Raw genomic sequence first — 15,829 nt, 5'->3', positions numbered from 1 at the left:
AACAGAAGGTGCACTTCTCGGCTTTGCCGGTCTTGTGGTTGAAATACACCTTCTTGTAGGGACATCCGGACACACACATCCGCCAGCCACGGCATTTGTCCTGATCGATCAGCACGATGCCGTCCTCGGTGCGTTTGTACATCGCACCGGACGGGCACGAGGCCACACACGCCGGATTGAGGCAGTGTTCGCAGATCCGGGGCAGATAGAACATGAAGGTCTGCTCCAGCTCCAGCCGGATCTTCTCGCTGACCTGCGCGAGGACCGGATCATCCGGCACTATCTCGGGCGAACCGCCGAGGTCGTCGTCCCAGTTCGCCGACCAGCCCACCTTCATCGGCTTGCCGGTGAGCAGGCTGCGCGGTGGAGCCACCGGCATCTGCGCGCCGAGCGGTGCGTTGGTGAGGTTGTCGTAGTCGTAGGTCCACGGCTCGTAGTAGTCGTGCATGGCCGGCATCTTCGGGTTGGCGAAGATGCGGGCGAGCTTGGCGAGCCTGCCGCCGTCGCGCAAGCGCAGCCTGCCCTTCCGGTCGAGGACCCAACCGCCGCGCCAGCGTTGCTGATCCTCGTAGGTGCGCGGATAGCCTTGCCCCGGACGGGTTTCCACATTGTTGAACCACACGTATTCGGTGCCCGAGCGGTTGGTCCAGGCCTGTTTGCAGGTCACCGAACAGGTATGGCAGCCGATGCATTTGTCGAGGTTCATCACCATCGCCAGCTGCGCCATCACCTTCATCAGTACCTCACCTGCTGGCTGCGGCGCCGCACCACGGTCACCTCATCGCGTTGATTGCCGGTCGGGCCCAGATAGTTGAAAGCGAACGAGGTCTGCGCGTAACCGCCGGCCAGATGGGACGGTTTGATCAGCAGCCGGGTCAGCGAATTGTGGATGCCGCCACGGTTTCCGGTGGTCTCGGTGAGTGGTACGTCGATGGTGCGTTCCTGGGCGTGGTGCACGTAGACCACCCCCTCGGGCATCCGATGGGAGACGATGGCGCGGCACACCAGCACACCATTGCGGTTGACCGCCTCCACCCAGTCGTTGTCGGCGACCGCGATCTTCGCCGCGTCGGCCGGGCTCATCCACATCGTCGGCCCACCCCGCGACAACGACAGCATCAGCAGGTTGTCCTGGTATTCGGAGTGGATCGACCATTTGGAGTGCGGGGTCAGATAGCGCACCGTCAGACCGACACCGTCGCGGCCGGTTCCCAGCCGCGGTTCTTGGAACAACTGCGCCATATCCAGCGGCGGCCGGTAGATCGGCAGCTGCTCGCCCAGCTCTTCGATCCAGTCGTGGTCGAGATAGAAATGCATGCGGCCGGTGAGCGTGTGAAACGGTTTGAGCTGTTCGATATTCACGGTGAACGGGGCGTAGCGCCGACCGCCGGTCTCGCTGCCCGACCACTCCGGACTGGTGATCACCGGCACCGGACGGGCTTGGGTGTCGGCGAAGGTGATCCGGCGTTCCTCGCTGCCCTCGGCCAGATGGGCGAGCCGGCGTCCGGTGCGTTTCTCCAGCTCGCGAAATCCTTTCACGGCGAGCCGGCCATTCGACGTACCCGAGAGCGCGAGTATCGTCTCGGCCATCTTCTCCGCACTGTCCAAGGCCGGACGGCCCGCCGCCACGCCGGAGTCCATCACGCCGTGCTTGCGGGCGAGTTCGGTGACCTCCTGATCCGGGTGCACCGTGACGCCTTTGGTGGTCAGGCCCGCCGATTCGACGAGCGGGCCCAGCGCCGACCACTTCTGTGCGAGCGCGGGATAGTCGCGTTCGACGGCGACCAGCGGCCCCATCGTCGCCCCTGGCACCGGCGCCACTCGCGTCGTCCGCCAATCTTTTTCGGTACCACCGGGATAGGCCATCGCGCCGGGCGTATCGTGCTGCATGGTCCCGAGCACGAGGTCGGTGCGCTTGCCGAGGTGTTTCTCGGCCAGGACGGAGAACCGGCGGGCGATCGCGGCGAAGGCGTCGAAATCCGAGCGGGCCTCCCATGGCGGATCGATGGCCGGCGTGAAGGCGTGAATGTAGGGATGCATATCGGTGCTGGACAGGTCGGATTTCTCGTACCAGGTGGCGGCGGGCAGCACCACATCCGACAGCATCGTGGTCGAGGTCATCCGGAAGTCGATCGACATCAGCAGATCGAGTTTGCCCTCGGGCGCCTGCTCCCGCCAGATCACCTCGGCGGGCCGCAACTGCGGCCCGGCCTCCTCGGCCTGCACATTCGACGTCGTTCCGAGCAGATGCCGCAGGAAATACTCATTGCCTTTACTGGACGATCCGAGCAGATTGGCGCGCCAGACGCTCAATACCCGCGGCCAGTTCTGCGGGGCATCCGGGTCGGCGAGGGCGAACTTCAGCTCGCCGTCGGCCAGTTTCTCGGTCACATACCTCACCGGGTCGGCGCCCGCCTCGCGCGCCTCGTCGGCCAACTCCAAGGTGGAGCGGTCGAATTGGGGGTAGAACGGGGTCCAGCCCATCGCGGCCGCCGAGGCCAGCACATCCATGGTGTGCTTACCGCGGAACCGGCCGCGCGCGGTCGGTGCGGCCAGGGCATCGGCGCGGTAACCGTCGTAGCGCCACTGGTCGGTGTGCACGTACCAGTACGAGGTGCCTGCCATCTGACGCGGCGGTCGATGCCAGTCGGTGCCCATGGCCACGGTCGCCCACCCCGTCACCGGCCGGCATTTCTCCTGCCCGACGTAATGGGCCCAGCCGCCGCCGTTGCGGCCCATCGAGCCGGTCAGCATCAGCAGGCTCAGAATCGCGCGGTAGGTGGCGTCGCCGTGGAACCACTGACAGATGCCCGCACCCATGATGATCATCGACCGGCCACCGGATTCGATGGCGTTGTCGGCGAATTCGCGCGCGATCCGGATCACCTGGGCGGCGGAGACGCCGGTGATCTGCTCCTGCCACGCGGGGGTGCAGGGTGAGTCCGGGTCGTCGTAGCCGCTGGGCCAGCGACCCGGCAGCCCCCTTCGCGCCACACCGTATTGAGCGAGCAGCAGATCGAAGACCGTGCAGACCCGATGCCCGGCCACGGTGCGGACGGGAACGCCGCGTTCGATGGTGCTGCCGCGGCCGTCGAGGCTGTCGAAGCGCGGCAACGTGATGACGGCGGTGCCGCCGTCCCTTGACACGACTGTCAGCGCCGGGACCAGGTCGCCGAGGTCGAGGTTCCATTTACCCACGCCCTCGGCACCGAACCGGAATCCCAGCGATCCGGGTGGTACGGCGGGTTCGCCGGTGGCGCCGTCCAGCAGGACCGGTTTGAAGGCGGCGTTCTCCGAGCTCTCCCCCAGGTCCGCGGCGGTCAGGTTCTTGCCGGGCACCAGCAGGCCGTCGCGTTCCTCGAGCTTGATCAGGAACGGCAGATCGGTGTAGCGGCGGACGTAATCGACGAAGAACGGTTCACGCCGCCGCACGAAGTACTCGGTCGCGATGACATGCCCCATCGCCATGGCCATCGCACCATCGGTGCCCGCCGCGCATGGCATCCATTCATCGGCGAACTTAGTGTTGTCGGCGTAATCGGGGCTGACGCTGACCACCTTGGTGCCGCGGTAGCGCACCTCCGCCATCCAATGCGCGTCCGGGGTGCGGGTGACGGGCACATTGGAGCCCCACATCATCAGATACGCCGCGTCCCACCAGTCCCCGGATTCCGGGACATCGGTCTGGTCGCCGAAGACCTGCGGGGAGGCGACCGGCAGGTCGGCGTACCAGTCGTAGAACGAGGTCATCACCCCGCCCAGCAGCTCCACGAACCGCGAACCCGCCGCGAACGACACCATGGACATGGCCGGGATCGGGGAGAATCCGGCGATCCGGTCCGGGCCGTAGGTTGTGATGGTGTGCACGTGCGCGGCGGCGATGATCTCGGTGGCTTCGTCCCAGTTCACCCGGACCAGACCGCCCTTGCCGCGCACCTGCTGATAGCTGCGGCGCCGGGCGGGGTCGGCCTGGATGGCGGCCCAGGCCGTCACCGGGTCGCCGTGCTCGGCTTTCGCGGCGCGGTAGAGGTCGAGCAGGACGCCACGCACGTAGGGGTAGCGCACCCGGGTCGGTGAATAGGTGTACCAGGAGAACGCCGCGCCGCGCGGGCAGCCGCGTGGTTCGTATTCGGGGCGATCCGGGCCCACCGAGGGGTAATCGGTTTCCTGGGTTTCCCAGGTGATGATGTCGTCTTTGACGTAGATCTTCCACGAGCAGGAGCCGGTGCAGTTGACGCCGTGGGTGGAGCGGACGACCTTGTCGTGGCTCCAGCGGTCACGGTAGAAGACGTCGCCTTCGCGACCGCCTGCTCTGGCGACGGTGCGGCGGTCCGGGGAGATGTCGCCGGGAGTGAAGAATCGCCCGCTGCGCACCAGCAGGTCTTCGATGGAGCCACCGGTGTGTTCGTTCGACGCCACGTGGTCTGCCTCTCGTCCGCTGTACGGTTTCGCCGCAACGTCCGTTCAGGGGCAGGGGCCGCGTGGAGCGGCGGCGCGGGCTCGCGCCGGGATGTGCGTTTCAGTGGGAACTGACGACACCGTCTCAGCAGACCATGCCCGCGGTGGTTCAGCGGGACCGAAACAGTCGAGGCAGGTTACGTTTCGGCCACAATGGGGTCGCGATCTCCGGTGCGTAGGTGATGGCGATATGCGGGCAGCCACGCACTGCGTGAACACCCGCATATCGGCACGGGCGCGGCCCCCTATCAGGCGCCGATCACCGCGTTCATGATGGTGCCCGCGCTGGTGGCGACCACACCACCGGCCATGGCGCCCGCCACCATCTTCGGTGATTGCAGGCCGCCGCCGCTCCACTTCTCCCAGGCGAATCGGCCGCCGCCGTAGGTGATGGCGGCGACGCCGGACAGCAGGACGAACCAGGTGAGGTACCGGGTCATCTGCATGATCTTGTCCGCCAACGGCGGTGCTTCCGGGGTGGGGTTGCCGATCTGTGCTACCACCGCGCCGTAGCTGTCGTGCAGCGCAACGAGAATCATGCTCACGTTCGTGCTCCTTTTCGGATGCTGAGTGATGCTGGAGATTTCCGTATCAGGACTCCGTGGCATCGCGGCATGTGCAGAAACGACCGACCGCGACGCCGCGAAATCATCTGCGGCTGACGATGCAGTCCGCCCGGTGCCCGACGTTCATCGGGGGCCGTGCCATGTCGTCTCCTAGTGCGCTCGTCGCTGGAAACACGCTGACCGCATCAATTGAACAGCACGCCTTCGCGATCCGAGGGAAGACACACGATCCCCCGGCGCGTCACGGCGTGGCGCTCGGCGAGTCGCCGTAGACGACGAGCCAGATCGCGCGTCCCAGCGTCTCGGCAAGGACGTCGTCGGAGATGCCGGTATCGGCGGAGAACGCCACCACGATGGAGCGTTCCACCATCGAGGTCAGCACCACGGCCGTCGCCGTCGGGTCGATGGCGGAGCTGATCTTGCCGGCCTCACGGTCGGTGTCGAGGCGGGCCCGGACCATGGCGGCGAAGGTGGCCACCCGCGAACGCCAATAGGCGCCGACATCACGGTCGTAGGCGGAGACCTCGGTGAGCGCAAGCAGCAGGTACCGGTGTTTGCGGAAGCCTGCGATCATGCTCCGGATCGCTTGCACGACACCGTCGACGCCGTCGCTGTGCTCGGCGGTCCACCACTGTTCGGCGGCATCGAACAGGTCGGTGGTGGCCAGGTCCGCCATCCGGATCAGCAGCCGGCTCTTGTCCGGAAAGTACCGGTAGAAGGTCGATCTCGCCGAGTGCGAAGCGGCGGCGATCTTCTGCACGGCCAGTTCGGTGTAGGGCGTGCCGTCGGCGAGCAGATCTTCGACGGCGGCCAGCACGCGCCGTTCGAATTCGGCGCGGCGGTCGTCGGGCGGTTTGCGGGCGCCGCGCGGCACGCGCGTCAGCGACGGCATCGGCTGCTCACTCGCTCGGAGGGCTCCATGCGGCCATTGTGCCTGGCCCCCGGAAGGCCGGGCCGAACCGCCGGGAACCGTTGACAGCGGCGCGGCCGGGGTTCACCATCAATCGGACATAGTGTCCGAGACGCGATGACCGAGGCGTGAGAATGGCCGATTCCTCCAGTACGGCGGTCGAATACACCGACGTCATCGTGGTGGGCGCGCGTTGCGCGGGCTCCGCCGTCGCCATGACGATGGCACGGGCCGGGCGCCGGGTGATCGTGCTCGACAGCGCCCAGTTCCCGTCCGACACGCTCTCGACCCATCTGCTGTGGCCGGGCGGCCTCGCCGAACTGGACGCACTCGGAGTGCTCGATCAGGTCGAGGAACTCGGCGCACCACGGTTGACCTCCGCCTTCGCCGCCGGTGCCGGGTACCGGGTGCCCTCGGAATTCGCACCGGCCGATGGCATCGACTACGCCATGTGTGTGCGCCGCACCGGCTTGGACGCGGTGCTCGTCGGCGCCGCGCGCACCGCAGGCGCCGAGGTACGCGAGCGCTGTCGTGTGTTGGAGCTGGTGTGGGCGGACGATCGCTGCGCCGGTGTGCGGTATCGCGATCGCGCGGACGCCGTCGTCGAGCTGCGGGCGCCGCTGGTGGTCGGCGCCGACGGCAGGCGCAGCACGGTGGCCCGGCTGTGCGGCGCGATCGAGCCGTTCCTGCACACGCCGAGCGGACGCGAGTGCTACTACGCGTATTGGCGTGAGGGCAGCCCGTCGTGGCGTCATATCGCCGCCCAGTGGCGGGCCGGCCGCGATCTCGGCACCGCGTTTCCCTGCGATGACGGGCTCGTCCTTTCGCTGGTCCAACCGCCCGTCAGCGCGGAGCCCGCGCTCGGCCCCGGTCGCGCCGAACAGCGCTACGCCGAGGCGATCGCCCGGATTCCTGGCCTCGCCGAGCGGCTGCGCGATTGCGAGCGGGTCGGCCGAGTCCGGGCCGCGACCGGCATCGCCTCCTACTTCCGGCGCTCGAGCGGACCGGGATGGGCGTTGGCCGGCGACGGCGGCCACTTCAAGGATCCGGTCACGGCGCAAGGTATTCGCGACGCCCTGCGCTACGGCAGACTGCTCGCCGAGACCGCGGCCCCGCTGCTGGAACACCCCAAGGCCCTCGATCTGGCGCTGACCCACTGGGCCGATCGGCGGCTACGCGAATGCCTGCCGATCTATCAGTGGACCAATCGGCTCGCGCGCGCGGAAGACATGCACCCGTTGGAGATCGAGCTCTATCGCACCGCGACCCGCGATCGAGCCCTGGCCGCCGCGGTGACCGGCATCTTCTCCCGCACCACCGAACCCGGTGCGGTCTTCACCCCGCGCCGTGCGGTCGGGTTGGCCGCCGGCGCGCTGCGGCACACCCCGACCGCCGCGGGCGCGGTCCTTGCGGATGTGACCCGTGAGCTGCGCGAGGCCGCTGCCGACTGGCACGAGGCCCGTACCGCGCTGCGCGCCCATCGCCACCATTCCACGCTCCCCCATACACCTTCACCCGTCGATCACCCTTCCCGCGCTGGAGACGAAGATGTCTGAATCGCAATCGAATACGGCCGTAGCATGGTCCCGTCGCGATGTGTTGCGCGGCGCCGTTGTCGCGGGAGCGGGCGCGGCCCTGTCACTCGGCAGCGCGGCCGCCACCGGCGCGACACCTGTGCGCCGCTCCCCCGGCGGGCGCGGCAACCGCACGGTAGCGATTCTCGGCGGCGGGGTGGCCGGATTGTCGGCCGCGCACGAGCTGATCGAACGCGGCTACACGGTGACGGTGTACGAACCGGCCTACCTCGGCGGCAAGGCCCGCAGCCTCGGCGTGCCGGGCACCGCCACCGGCGGACGGCTGGACCTGCCCGGTGAGCACGGCTTCCGATTCTTCCCCGGCTGTTATCAGAATCTGCCGGACACCATGCGCCGCATACCCTTTCCCGGCAATCCGGACGGCGTCGCGGGCAACCTGGTGCGCGTGGAAGGCACCGTCGCCGGATTCCGCGGCAGGCCACCGGTTTTCCTGCCGGTCGAGTCGGCCGCGATCGGTCAGCTCACCCCGGAACTGTTGCAGAACACCCTCATCACCGCGTTCGGCTTCATCCCCGAACTGCCGCCCGCCGAGCTGGCGTTCTTCGCCAAACAGATGACGATGTGGTTCACCTCCTCCACCGAACGGCGCTTCGGCCAGTGGGAGTACCTGACCTGGGAACAGATCCTGCGTGCGGAGGGGAAATCGCAGGCCTACCGCGACTACCTGGTCTCCGCGCTGACCCGGATCACGGTAGCCGCCAAACCGCATATGAGCTCGGCGCGCACCATCGGCACGATCGGCGAGGCGCTGGTGCTGGCGGGCACCGGGTTGATCCCGCAGTACGCGGCGGGGATCGACCGCATTCTCAACCGCCCGACCAATGAGGCGTGGATCGATCCGTGGGTGGCGTATCTGCGTGGGCGCGGGGTGCGGTTCGTGATGGGGCAGCGGGCGACCGCACTCGAGCTGCGAGGTGGGCGCATCACCGGTGCGACGGTCGTCGATTCCGGCGGCGCCGCCTCGCGGGTGGAGGCGGATTGGTTCGTCTGCGCGATGCCGGTGGAGCGCACGGTGCCGCTGCTGAGCCCGGCGATCCTGGCCGCCGACCCGCGGCTGGCGGGGATGGCCGAGCTGGTGACCGACTGGATGGTGGGCATCCAGTACTACCTGACCCGGCCCACCGAGATCCCGGAGGGACACATCGCCGCGCTCGGCTCGCCATGGGCCATCACCGCGCTGCGCCAGGCGCCGATGTGGGTCGGCGATTTCGCCCAGCGCTACGGCGACGGCCGCGCGGTCGAATGCCTGTCGGTCGATGTCTCCGACTGGGACACCCCCGGCATCCTCTACGGCAAAACCGCCAAAGAGTGCACCAAGGACGAGATCGCGGCCGAGGTGTGGGCCCAGCTCGAGCAGTGGCTCAATACCGGCACCGGCTGGCTGCACGCCGACGCCATCCACTCCTGGCATCTCGACCCGGGGATCAGCTGGTCCGGCGGCACCACCCATAACGAGACGCCGCTGCTGGTCAACACCGTCGGCTCCTACCAGCACCGGCCCGACGCGCACTGCGCCATCCCGAATCTGTTCTTCGGCGGCGACCATGTGCGCACCAATATCGACCTGGCGACGATGGAAGGTGCCAACGAGGCCGGGCGCGCCGCCGCCAACGCCATCCTCGACGCGGCCGGCGACCCCGCCCCGCGCGCCGTCATCCATCCGCTGGTCGAGCTGCCGATCTTCGCGGCCGCGAAGCGGCTGGATGCCGACCGGTTCCGGGCGGGGTTGCCGCATGTGCTCGACATGTGAGCTTCTGGGTCCCGGGCAGGCATCGCAGGCAGCGACCGCACCCGACTCGGGCAGGTCGAAACCTTTCTATGAGCGAATTCATAGTCCAGCGGCCGATGTGCGTCCAGAACACCCAGAACCGTTCGGTCTCTGTCCCTTTCACCGCGCGAGGCAGATCGTCCGCGGTGTCCGCATCCCTCGTCCGACCGGGCAGCGCTCACCTCGGTGACGTCGTGAACTGCGAATACGGCCTACCCTCGGGCCGCGGAACCGCCCACTACGGCCGCCCGGACCCGCGCGGCCGGAAGGATACGCACCGATGCCCTGTTCGAGCCTCGATCGCCAGACCGCCGATATCGCGCTCAACCTGGCGGTCCGCGCCCCGTCGATCCACAACACCCAGCCCTGGCGGTGGCGGATCGGTCGCCGCGGGATCGATCTGTTCGCGGATACCAGCCGCGCACTCGGCGTCACCGATCCGCACCAGCGCGCGCTGGTCGTCAGCTGCGGCGTCGTGCTCCATCACCTGCGGGTGGCGTTCGCGGCGCTGGGGTGGGCGACGAGCGTCGCGCGCGGACCGGATCCGCGCGACCCGGACCATCTGGCCCATATCGACATCACCCGCCGGCCGCCGAGCGACGCCGATATCGAACTCGCCGCGGCGATTCTGATGCGCCAGACCGATCGGCGCCATTACCTGCACCGCCCGGTTCCGGCCAGGCTGATCCGCGCGCTCACCCAGCGAGCCGCCGACTGCGGCGCTGCGGTCCGGCAGGTCCCCGAACCGTGGCTGCCGCGGCTGACCCGGCCCATGCGCCGCGCCGCCGCCTCGCATGCCGCCGACCCCGGCTACCAGGCCGAACTCGCTCGATGGAGTGGTGGGGAACGCAGCACAGACGGCGTGCCCGGCCGTAACGCGCCGCCGCCGCGCCCCACCGGCGAGATTCCGGTCCGTACCTTCACCGACGCCACGCTGACCGACCCGGCCGACCAGCCCGATGCGGCGGTCTGGCTGGTCGTCGCGACCTTGCACGACGACCGGCAGGCCCAGTTGCGCGCCGGTGAGGCCACCAGCGCCCTGCTGCTCACCGCGACCCACCTGGGGCTGGCCACGAGCTTGCAAACCGAACCGCTCGGCATGAGCGACCCGCGCCAGGAGATCCGGGTAGGGCTGCTGCACGACTGCGCCTATCCGCAAGCGATGGTCCGGGTCGGCTGGATGCCGCACACCGCCGCGCCGCTCAGCGCGACGCCGCGGCGCCCCGTCGCCGACGTCCTGGAAAGCTGATCACCCAACTCGCGCACACCGTGGTGTGACAGGTGCCACACTCATCGCATGAGTGATCACGTCTATCGCGTTATCGAGGTGGTCGGTTCCTCTCCAGACGGCGTCGACGCCGCGATCGCCAACGCGGTCGCCCGGGCCGGTGAGACCGTGCGCAATCTCGAATGGTTCGAGATGGTGAGCGTGCGCGGTCACATCGTCGACGGCGCCATCGCCCACACCCAGGTCACGGTCAAGATCGGGTTCCGGATCGACCCGCCGGACTGAGCGCGTCCGGTGCGATCGCGCCGCGCGGACCGGCGCGGCGAGACGACGGCCACGCTAACGGCCACCGTCAACGGGCCGATAGGGCTGGAGAGCATTCGGGGATGCCACACGTCCACATCTGCCTAAGGAGAACGTCGATGCACTCGACCGTTACCCGTGTCCTGGCCGGTGCTGCCGTCGCGGGCGCGCTCACCCTCGCCTTCGCTCCGCAGGCCGCCGCCTACCCCGTCGGGCCGTGGGGCGTGGAGGGCCCGTGCGCCGGGGTGGAACCGAGCCAGTGCCCCTGGAGCCACTCCGACGACGGCCTGACGTGGAGCTATAAGGGCCACTCCTCGCATTACGACAAGACCGGCAAGTACGTGTGCAACACCAACCAGTGGGAGCCGCTGCCCTCGGCCTACTGCGACGCCGTGATGGCCGCCGTCCGCGCGCTGCCGCCCATGCCGATCGGCGGATGGCTCAACCCCGGCAACTGACCCGCATCCGACCGCGCACCACCTGACCCAGGAGGCTCACTTGGCACGCCGAAAGATCACCACCGCCACCGCACTGGCCGCCACCGGCCTGGCCCTCACCACCGCGTTCGCCACCACCGCAGGCGCCCGCCCCATCGGCCCCTTCGACGTCGGCGGCGCCATCGAGGTCAAATACGACCAGGCCGGCGGCTACAACACCTTCGGCAACCCGATCACCCCCGAACTCGACGCCAACGGCGGAAAGTTCCAGGCCTTCGAACGCAACAACTCCATCTACTGGTCCCTGGGCACCGCCGCCCACCAGATCGGCGGCGCCATCCGCGACAAATGGGGCACCGTCGGCTGGGAGAACAGCCCGCTCGGCTTCCCCATCACCGACGAAGCCGTCGCCAAGAACAACGGCCGCTACAACCGCTTCAACGGCGGCGACATCTACTGGTCGGCCGCCACCGGCGCCCACATCATCTGGGGCTCCATCCGTGACACCTGGCTCGCCGCCGGCGCCGAAAACGGGCGCTACGGGTATCCGACCAGCGACGAATACGACCATCAGGGCGGTAAGGCCCAGGACTTCCAGGGTGGGCGGATCACCTGGAAGCCGTGAGCCGGACTCGCAACTCCCCCTGCGGTCGATGGTCTGGTCGTGAACTTCTGACCAGCCGAAACTCCGCACGTCGGTGATCGGTCGGCGTTAGAGTCGACGAAGAACCGGGTCGGGGCCGACAGAACGGGATCTCCCATGCCGTCCGCCGCACCACCTACAACCGTCCTCTCCCGACTTGCCGGGGCAATCTTCGGTGCCGCCCTCATCGCGGCATCCGCTGGAGCTGTGGCCGCCGCACCCCCGGTGGACAGTGGCTCCGCCGGTGCGGTCGCGGGCCAAGAGGTCAATCTGAACGCCTACTGCGATGATCACGGTGCGGTAGCTCAGCTCGCCGACGGCAGGACCGTCTACTGCACGCGTGTGTCCCAAACGGACGCCTACGTGTGGTCACTGTCGCGGGATCTCATGCCACACGACCCCAACCTGCGCGACTACACCTGCGACGACTCCGGTTGCCACTACCCCGACGGTTCGGACGTGCCCGGCTACAAGCGCTGCGGGCTGCTCTGCGGTGAACCACCCACTTCCGGGGACGTTCAGAGCGGGCTCTACGACTGCGTCCAGTCCGGCGTGCCGTTCGAAGAATGCCAAGCCCGTAGGCCACGCTGATAGTGCGAAACCTGGCCGGAGGCTTCGATGGCAGCAGACCGGCCTGGGCAAATTCGCGCCCCGGTCCGCGTGGATGTGGGGCGATCGACTTCGCCAACCCCGAACGTCGCTGAACGATCCAACCGACATGACGAGGAACGCATGCTCCCTGGTGGAAAAACCGTCCGATCCCTCTTCGCGGCCGCTGTGGTCGCGGTTCCGCTGCTCGCGCTGGCGCCCGCGGCGACCGCCGACAGCGACCCCTTCAACGATGCCATCACCACGACCAGCAGTGGGTTCTGCGTCGGGCATATCGACTTCGAGCTGATCTATGGCCCCGACACGCCCTACTTCGGTCTGGTCAGCGCACTGCACGGGATCGGGCCGTGTTCGGTGGAAGTGGCGGTGAACTGGCGCAATCTCGATACCGGTGCCGCCGGGACCGTCCGGCAACAGATCTACGGCACCGGCGGCACCCAGATCCGCTTCGACCCGGGTCCGGGCCGGATCACCGGAACACTCACCACAAATGCGCTACACAAACCGGGTTCTTTCGAATTCCAGCGGACCGCAAGGTAACTCGGCCGCGAAACGATGTGCAACGGCCCTGGCGCTGAGCCGCCACAGCGCCGAGAGACCAGCCGCGCTCGACAGTCATCTCGCCCGGGGCTACATGGCCGGTTTTGCAGTCCGCGATCGCGGGATGGCGCGGATTTCCTGCGCGATGAGCTGCGACAGTGCCTCGTGCGAATCGTCGCTGAGATGGACGCCGTCCGCTCCCGGGCACGCAACCGTGGCCGCGTCTGCGAACAATGCCTTGCGCCTGGCTGCGACCCGACGTATCGCCGCGGCTAGTTCGTGCGACTTGCGGACGGATTCGGCGTCATATTCGGAACTCTGCTCGGCGAATGCGGGTTGGTCGGCATCGAGGTGTATAGGGCTCACCAGCAATACAGCGGGCAGGCCACCGGTGCGGGTCCAAGCAGTGCGCTCGACCTCGCCGACATAGCCTTCGAGGGCGGCAGCGACGGCGTCTGTCTCTCGACCGAACTTCGTCTTGAGATCGTTGTTGCCGAGCATGATGACGACCATATCCAACGGTGAGTGGCTGCGCAGGCATGGCCGAAAGTAGGAGCGGCCGTTTCGATCATCGCGATCAGGATCGTCCAAGTCTGTTGTTCGACCGCCGAGGCCTTCCTCGATAATCGCGTAGTCATCACCCAGAAGTTGCTGGAGACGCCCGGTCCATCGCACATCCGACGGCAGTCGGCCGCGACCACCGGAGGGTTGACCGAAGGTATTGGAATCGCCGTAGCACAGGATGGTCAGTGCGGAAGGGTTGACTATCAAGGTCACGCCCCGACCGGTCGGACTGAATGACCCAGATGTTCAGCGATATCGGCCAGCCCGTCCGACCAGCGTCCATGTCGACGGCTGATCAGCTCGTTGGTCAGCGTGCGTGCCAGAGGTATGTGCCCGATGAACTCCGGTGCCGTAGACCATGCCAGTCGAATGGTACCGGCGGCTCCTGCATCGTCGCGGCTGTAGATCTGGGCTTGTGCAACGTTGATGAGCCAGCGGCTGCGTAGCGTGGGCGGGATTCCGTTCTTCCGGTCGCTGATAACGGCAGCGAACTTCAGGGCCTCACCTGGGCGCCCGGCGCCGATTTCATTCACAACCCCGAAGCCGGCGACCGAGGTATAACCGAACACATTGGAAGGCTCCGGTCTACGGACGTAGTCACCCTCCAATTGAGTGGCGGCGGATTCAGCTAACCGGAGATACCGTCGTGCCTCGCGATGGTCCCCCGCTCGGGAGGCTGCAAATGCGGCATAGCAGAGCAGTTCGCCCCAGATGGCGATATGACGCGGGGTTGCCGTAGACAAGCGGGGTTCAACGCATGTGGCTGCTCGGTCGGCATAGGCGGCCGCATCGTCGTACATGCCGTTCCTCGCCAGTAACCAGGCCTTCGAGCCCTTGACGGCAGCAATCGTCAACTCGTCTCCGCTCTCGGCCGCCAGTGCCTCCGCGCGATGAAGCGCCAGCGCGGCGAGGTCCTCATGGTCGATGTAACCGAGAAGGTTCGATGCGACGTGCAGCAGTTGCGCCAGCGCTCCAGTGGCCTGGCTCAGTGGCTCGCCTGCGGCCGAATCCGCCACGCTGTACGCACTCGCCAATGCGGCAGGAAGCTCTCGATTCAATTCGTTGAATCGAGCGGAGAAGAACAAGTCCCAGGCGCGGTCGACCATTGCAGCCAGTTCCACCAGCCCACTCTGGGGCGGATCGAAAATGCATCCCATCAGCATTCGTCGCAGATGGAAAATGCTGTCATCGCCTGAACCGATATCCGACTCCTCGAGCGTGGCAAAACCCCCTGAGTCGACCATCGATGCACTAGGTCTCAGCGGCGGGTAGGTGGCCGCAGCCCTCGAAGAGCCTCGCTCTACGGTGGCGGAACTGCTTCGCTGGTTTGTGACTGCGGCCTCGAAGCGCGCGTGCTGCTCGTCATCGAGCCTCCGGTGAGCGGTATCCATGCACTCGGAGTACTTCGCACCGAGGATGATGTCCGTACCTCGGCGTTCCCACTTGCCGACCGCCTCGAGCGAGCAACCGATGCGGTTGGCGAACTGAACCTGCGTGTCCCGCAATGCTGCTCGCAGTGCCGCGACCTCGCGCCCCGTCCACGTAACGATCGCCATCTCTCGCACTTCCTCCCCTCAGCTGTAGTACCGCCAGCGTACGGGCTCAGTGCGGGTTCGGTGAGTTCTTCGGACGCCACACAAGCGCAAGGCTGGAGGCGATCGTCACCGCCTTTGCGAAGGCACCTGCGCTACGTCCGACCCAACAGAATCCCGGAGCCGACCTATGCCAACAACCTCGACCGGCGCCAGCTCGCGCAAGCCGACCGTAAATTCGACACCGGTGGTTGCCACCGCGGCCGCCGAGCTCACCCCTCCGCCAAGGCAAACGCAATTCATCGAGGGCTCCCAGTGATCACCGTCCTGATATCCGGCCCATCGGCCATGAAATACCTGTATACGGAGGAGCGCGAGCGTTGACTGAATACGACAAGCGGACACGCGCGATCGCGTTGCTACACAGCCGACACGATCCAGTTGTCTTCGAGGCACTGATGCGAAGGCACCGCCTGAGGATCGTCTACACCGTGTACACCGATGTTGCCGCCGTTCTAGCTGCGCTTATCGCCGTGCAGCACGCCCTGGACCACCTCGCAGACGCGGTAGCAGTCCCCCATCTCGGCGCCCTCGAGCCCGACACTCCCTGGTGGGTGATCACCGAAGCAGCCGACCTGATCACCGGCGCAGGGCAGTATCCACGGCGGTCAGCGGT

15 protein-coding genes are annotated in these 15,829 nt (G+C 67.3%); 9 read left to right on the top strand and 6 right to left on the bottom strand.

Translation table 11 applies throughout. The features are described from left to right. The 4 genes from RJ05_RS19115 to RJ05_RS19100 all read right to left on the bottom strand — a co-directional run. Nucleotides 1-736 (bottom strand): 4Fe-4S dicluster domain-containing protein (locus RJ05_RS19115; protein WP_036539058.1); only part of this gene is annotated, 736 nt, incomplete at its 3' end. Beyond that, entirely contained in the window at nt 736-4,419 is a 3,684-nt protein-coding gene (locus tag RJ05_RS19110) for a nitrate reductase subunit alpha (protein ID WP_036539057.1), read from the bottom strand. The genes RJ05_RS19115 and RJ05_RS19110, both read right to left, overlap by 1 nt. 287 nt (nt 4,420-4,706) lie before the next feature. Beyond that, entirely contained in the window at nt 4,707-4,997 is a 291-nt protein-coding gene (locus tag RJ05_RS19105; RefSeq protein WP_171048237.1) for a hypothetical protein, read from the bottom strand. 268 nt (nt 4,998-5,265) lie between these two features. Next, complete coding sequence (locus RJ05_RS19100) at nt 5,266-5,916, bottom strand: TetR/AcrR family transcriptional regulator (protein WP_036539056.1); 651 nt, start codon at nt 5,914-5,916, stop codon at nt 5,266-5,268. A 152-nt stretch (nt 5,917-6,068) separates the two neighbouring features. Here RJ05_RS19100 and RJ05_RS19095 point away from each other — a divergent pair, with 152 nt between their 5' ends. The 8 genes from RJ05_RS19095 (at nt 6,069) to RJ05_RS19060 (ending at nt 13,057) form a co-directional block, all read left to right on the top strand. Beyond that, nucleotides 6,069-7,490, top strand: coding sequence for an NAD(P)/FAD-dependent oxidoreductase (locus RJ05_RS19095; protein WP_036539055.1), 1,422 nt, complete (start codon nt 6,069-6,071; stop codon nt 7,488-7,490). Continuing rightward, nucleotides 7,483-9,279 (top strand): hydroxysqualene dehydroxylase, encoded by a 1,797-nt coding sequence (locus tag RJ05_RS19090; protein ID WP_051016729.1) that lies wholly within the window; start codon nt 7,483-7,485, stop codon nt 9,277-9,279. The genes RJ05_RS19095 and RJ05_RS19090 overlap by 8 nt, the downstream gene beginning before the upstream one ends. Before the next feature lie 298 nt (nt 9,280-9,577). After that, the gene (locus RJ05_RS19085; RefSeq protein WP_036539054.1) at nt 9,578-10,546 is read left to right on the top strand and encodes an Acg family FMN-binding oxidoreductase; all 969 of its coding nucleotides are present in this window, start codon (nt 9,578-9,580) and stop codon (nt 10,544-10,546) included. A gap of 48 nt (nt 10,547-10,594) precedes the next feature. Then, nucleotides 10,595-10,810: a dodecin gene (locus RJ05_RS19080; RefSeq protein ID WP_036539053.1), complete on the top strand. Its 216-nt coding sequence runs from the start codon at nt 10,595-10,597 to the stop codon at nt 10,808-10,810. 137 nt (nt 10,811-10,947) lie between these two features. Further along, on the top strand, nt 10,948-11,286 hold the full coding sequence (locus tag RJ05_RS19075; RefSeq protein WP_036539052.1) for a hypothetical protein: 339 nt from the start codon (nt 10,948-10,950) through the stop codon (nt 11,284-11,286). Nucleotides 11,287-11,326: 40 nt separating this feature from the next. Continuing rightward, nucleotides 11,327-11,890, top strand: coding sequence for an LGFP repeat-containing protein (locus RJ05_RS19070; RefSeq protein WP_036539051.1), 564 nt, complete (start codon nt 11,327-11,329; stop codon nt 11,888-11,890). 225 nt (nt 11,891-12,115) lie between these two features. Then, the gene (locus tag RJ05_RS19065) at nt 12,116-12,499 is read left to right on the top strand and encodes a hypothetical protein (RefSeq protein ID WP_036539050.1); all 384 of its coding nucleotides are present in this window, start codon (nt 12,116-12,118) and stop codon (nt 12,497-12,499) included. Between the two features lie 141 nt (nt 12,500-12,640). Next, on the top strand, nt 12,641-13,057 hold the full coding sequence (locus RJ05_RS19060) for a hypothetical protein (protein WP_138445541.1): 417 nt from the start codon (nt 12,641-12,643) through the stop codon (nt 13,055-13,057). 90 nt (nt 13,058-13,147) lie between these two features. Here the strand turns inward: RJ05_RS19060 and RJ05_RS19055 are convergent, their stop codons facing one another. Together RJ05_RS19055 and RJ05_RS19050 are read right to left on the bottom strand one after the other, a co-directional pair. Next, nucleotides 13,148-13,834, bottom strand: a complete 687-nt coding sequence (locus RJ05_RS19055; RefSeq protein WP_249040454.1) for a GDSL-type esterase/lipase family protein — start codon at nt 13,832-13,834, stop codon at nt 13,148-13,150. Continuing rightward, nucleotides 13,831-15,177: a helix-turn-helix domain-containing protein gene (locus RJ05_RS19050; RefSeq protein ID WP_036539048.1), complete on the bottom strand. Its 1,347-nt coding sequence runs from the start codon at nt 15,175-15,177 to the stop codon at nt 13,831-13,833. The genes RJ05_RS19055 and RJ05_RS19050 overlap by 4 nt, the downstream gene beginning before the upstream one ends. A gap of 356 nt (nt 15,178-15,533) precedes the next feature. Here RJ05_RS19050 and RJ05_RS19045 point away from each other — a divergent pair. Then, the coding region (locus RJ05_RS19045) for a hypothetical protein (RefSeq protein WP_036539047.1) at nt 15,534-15,829 on the top strand (296 nt) is incomplete at its 3' end.

Source organism: Nocardia cyriacigeorgica NBRC 100375 (assembly GCF_000308555.1).
Taxonomy (GTDB): Bacteria; Actinomycetota; Actinomycetes; order Mycobacteriales; family Mycobacteriaceae; genus Nocardia; species Nocardia cyriacigeorgica.
Note: the sequence above shows the minus strand (reverse complement) of the source record. Positions and strands in the feature narration are given on the sequence as shown.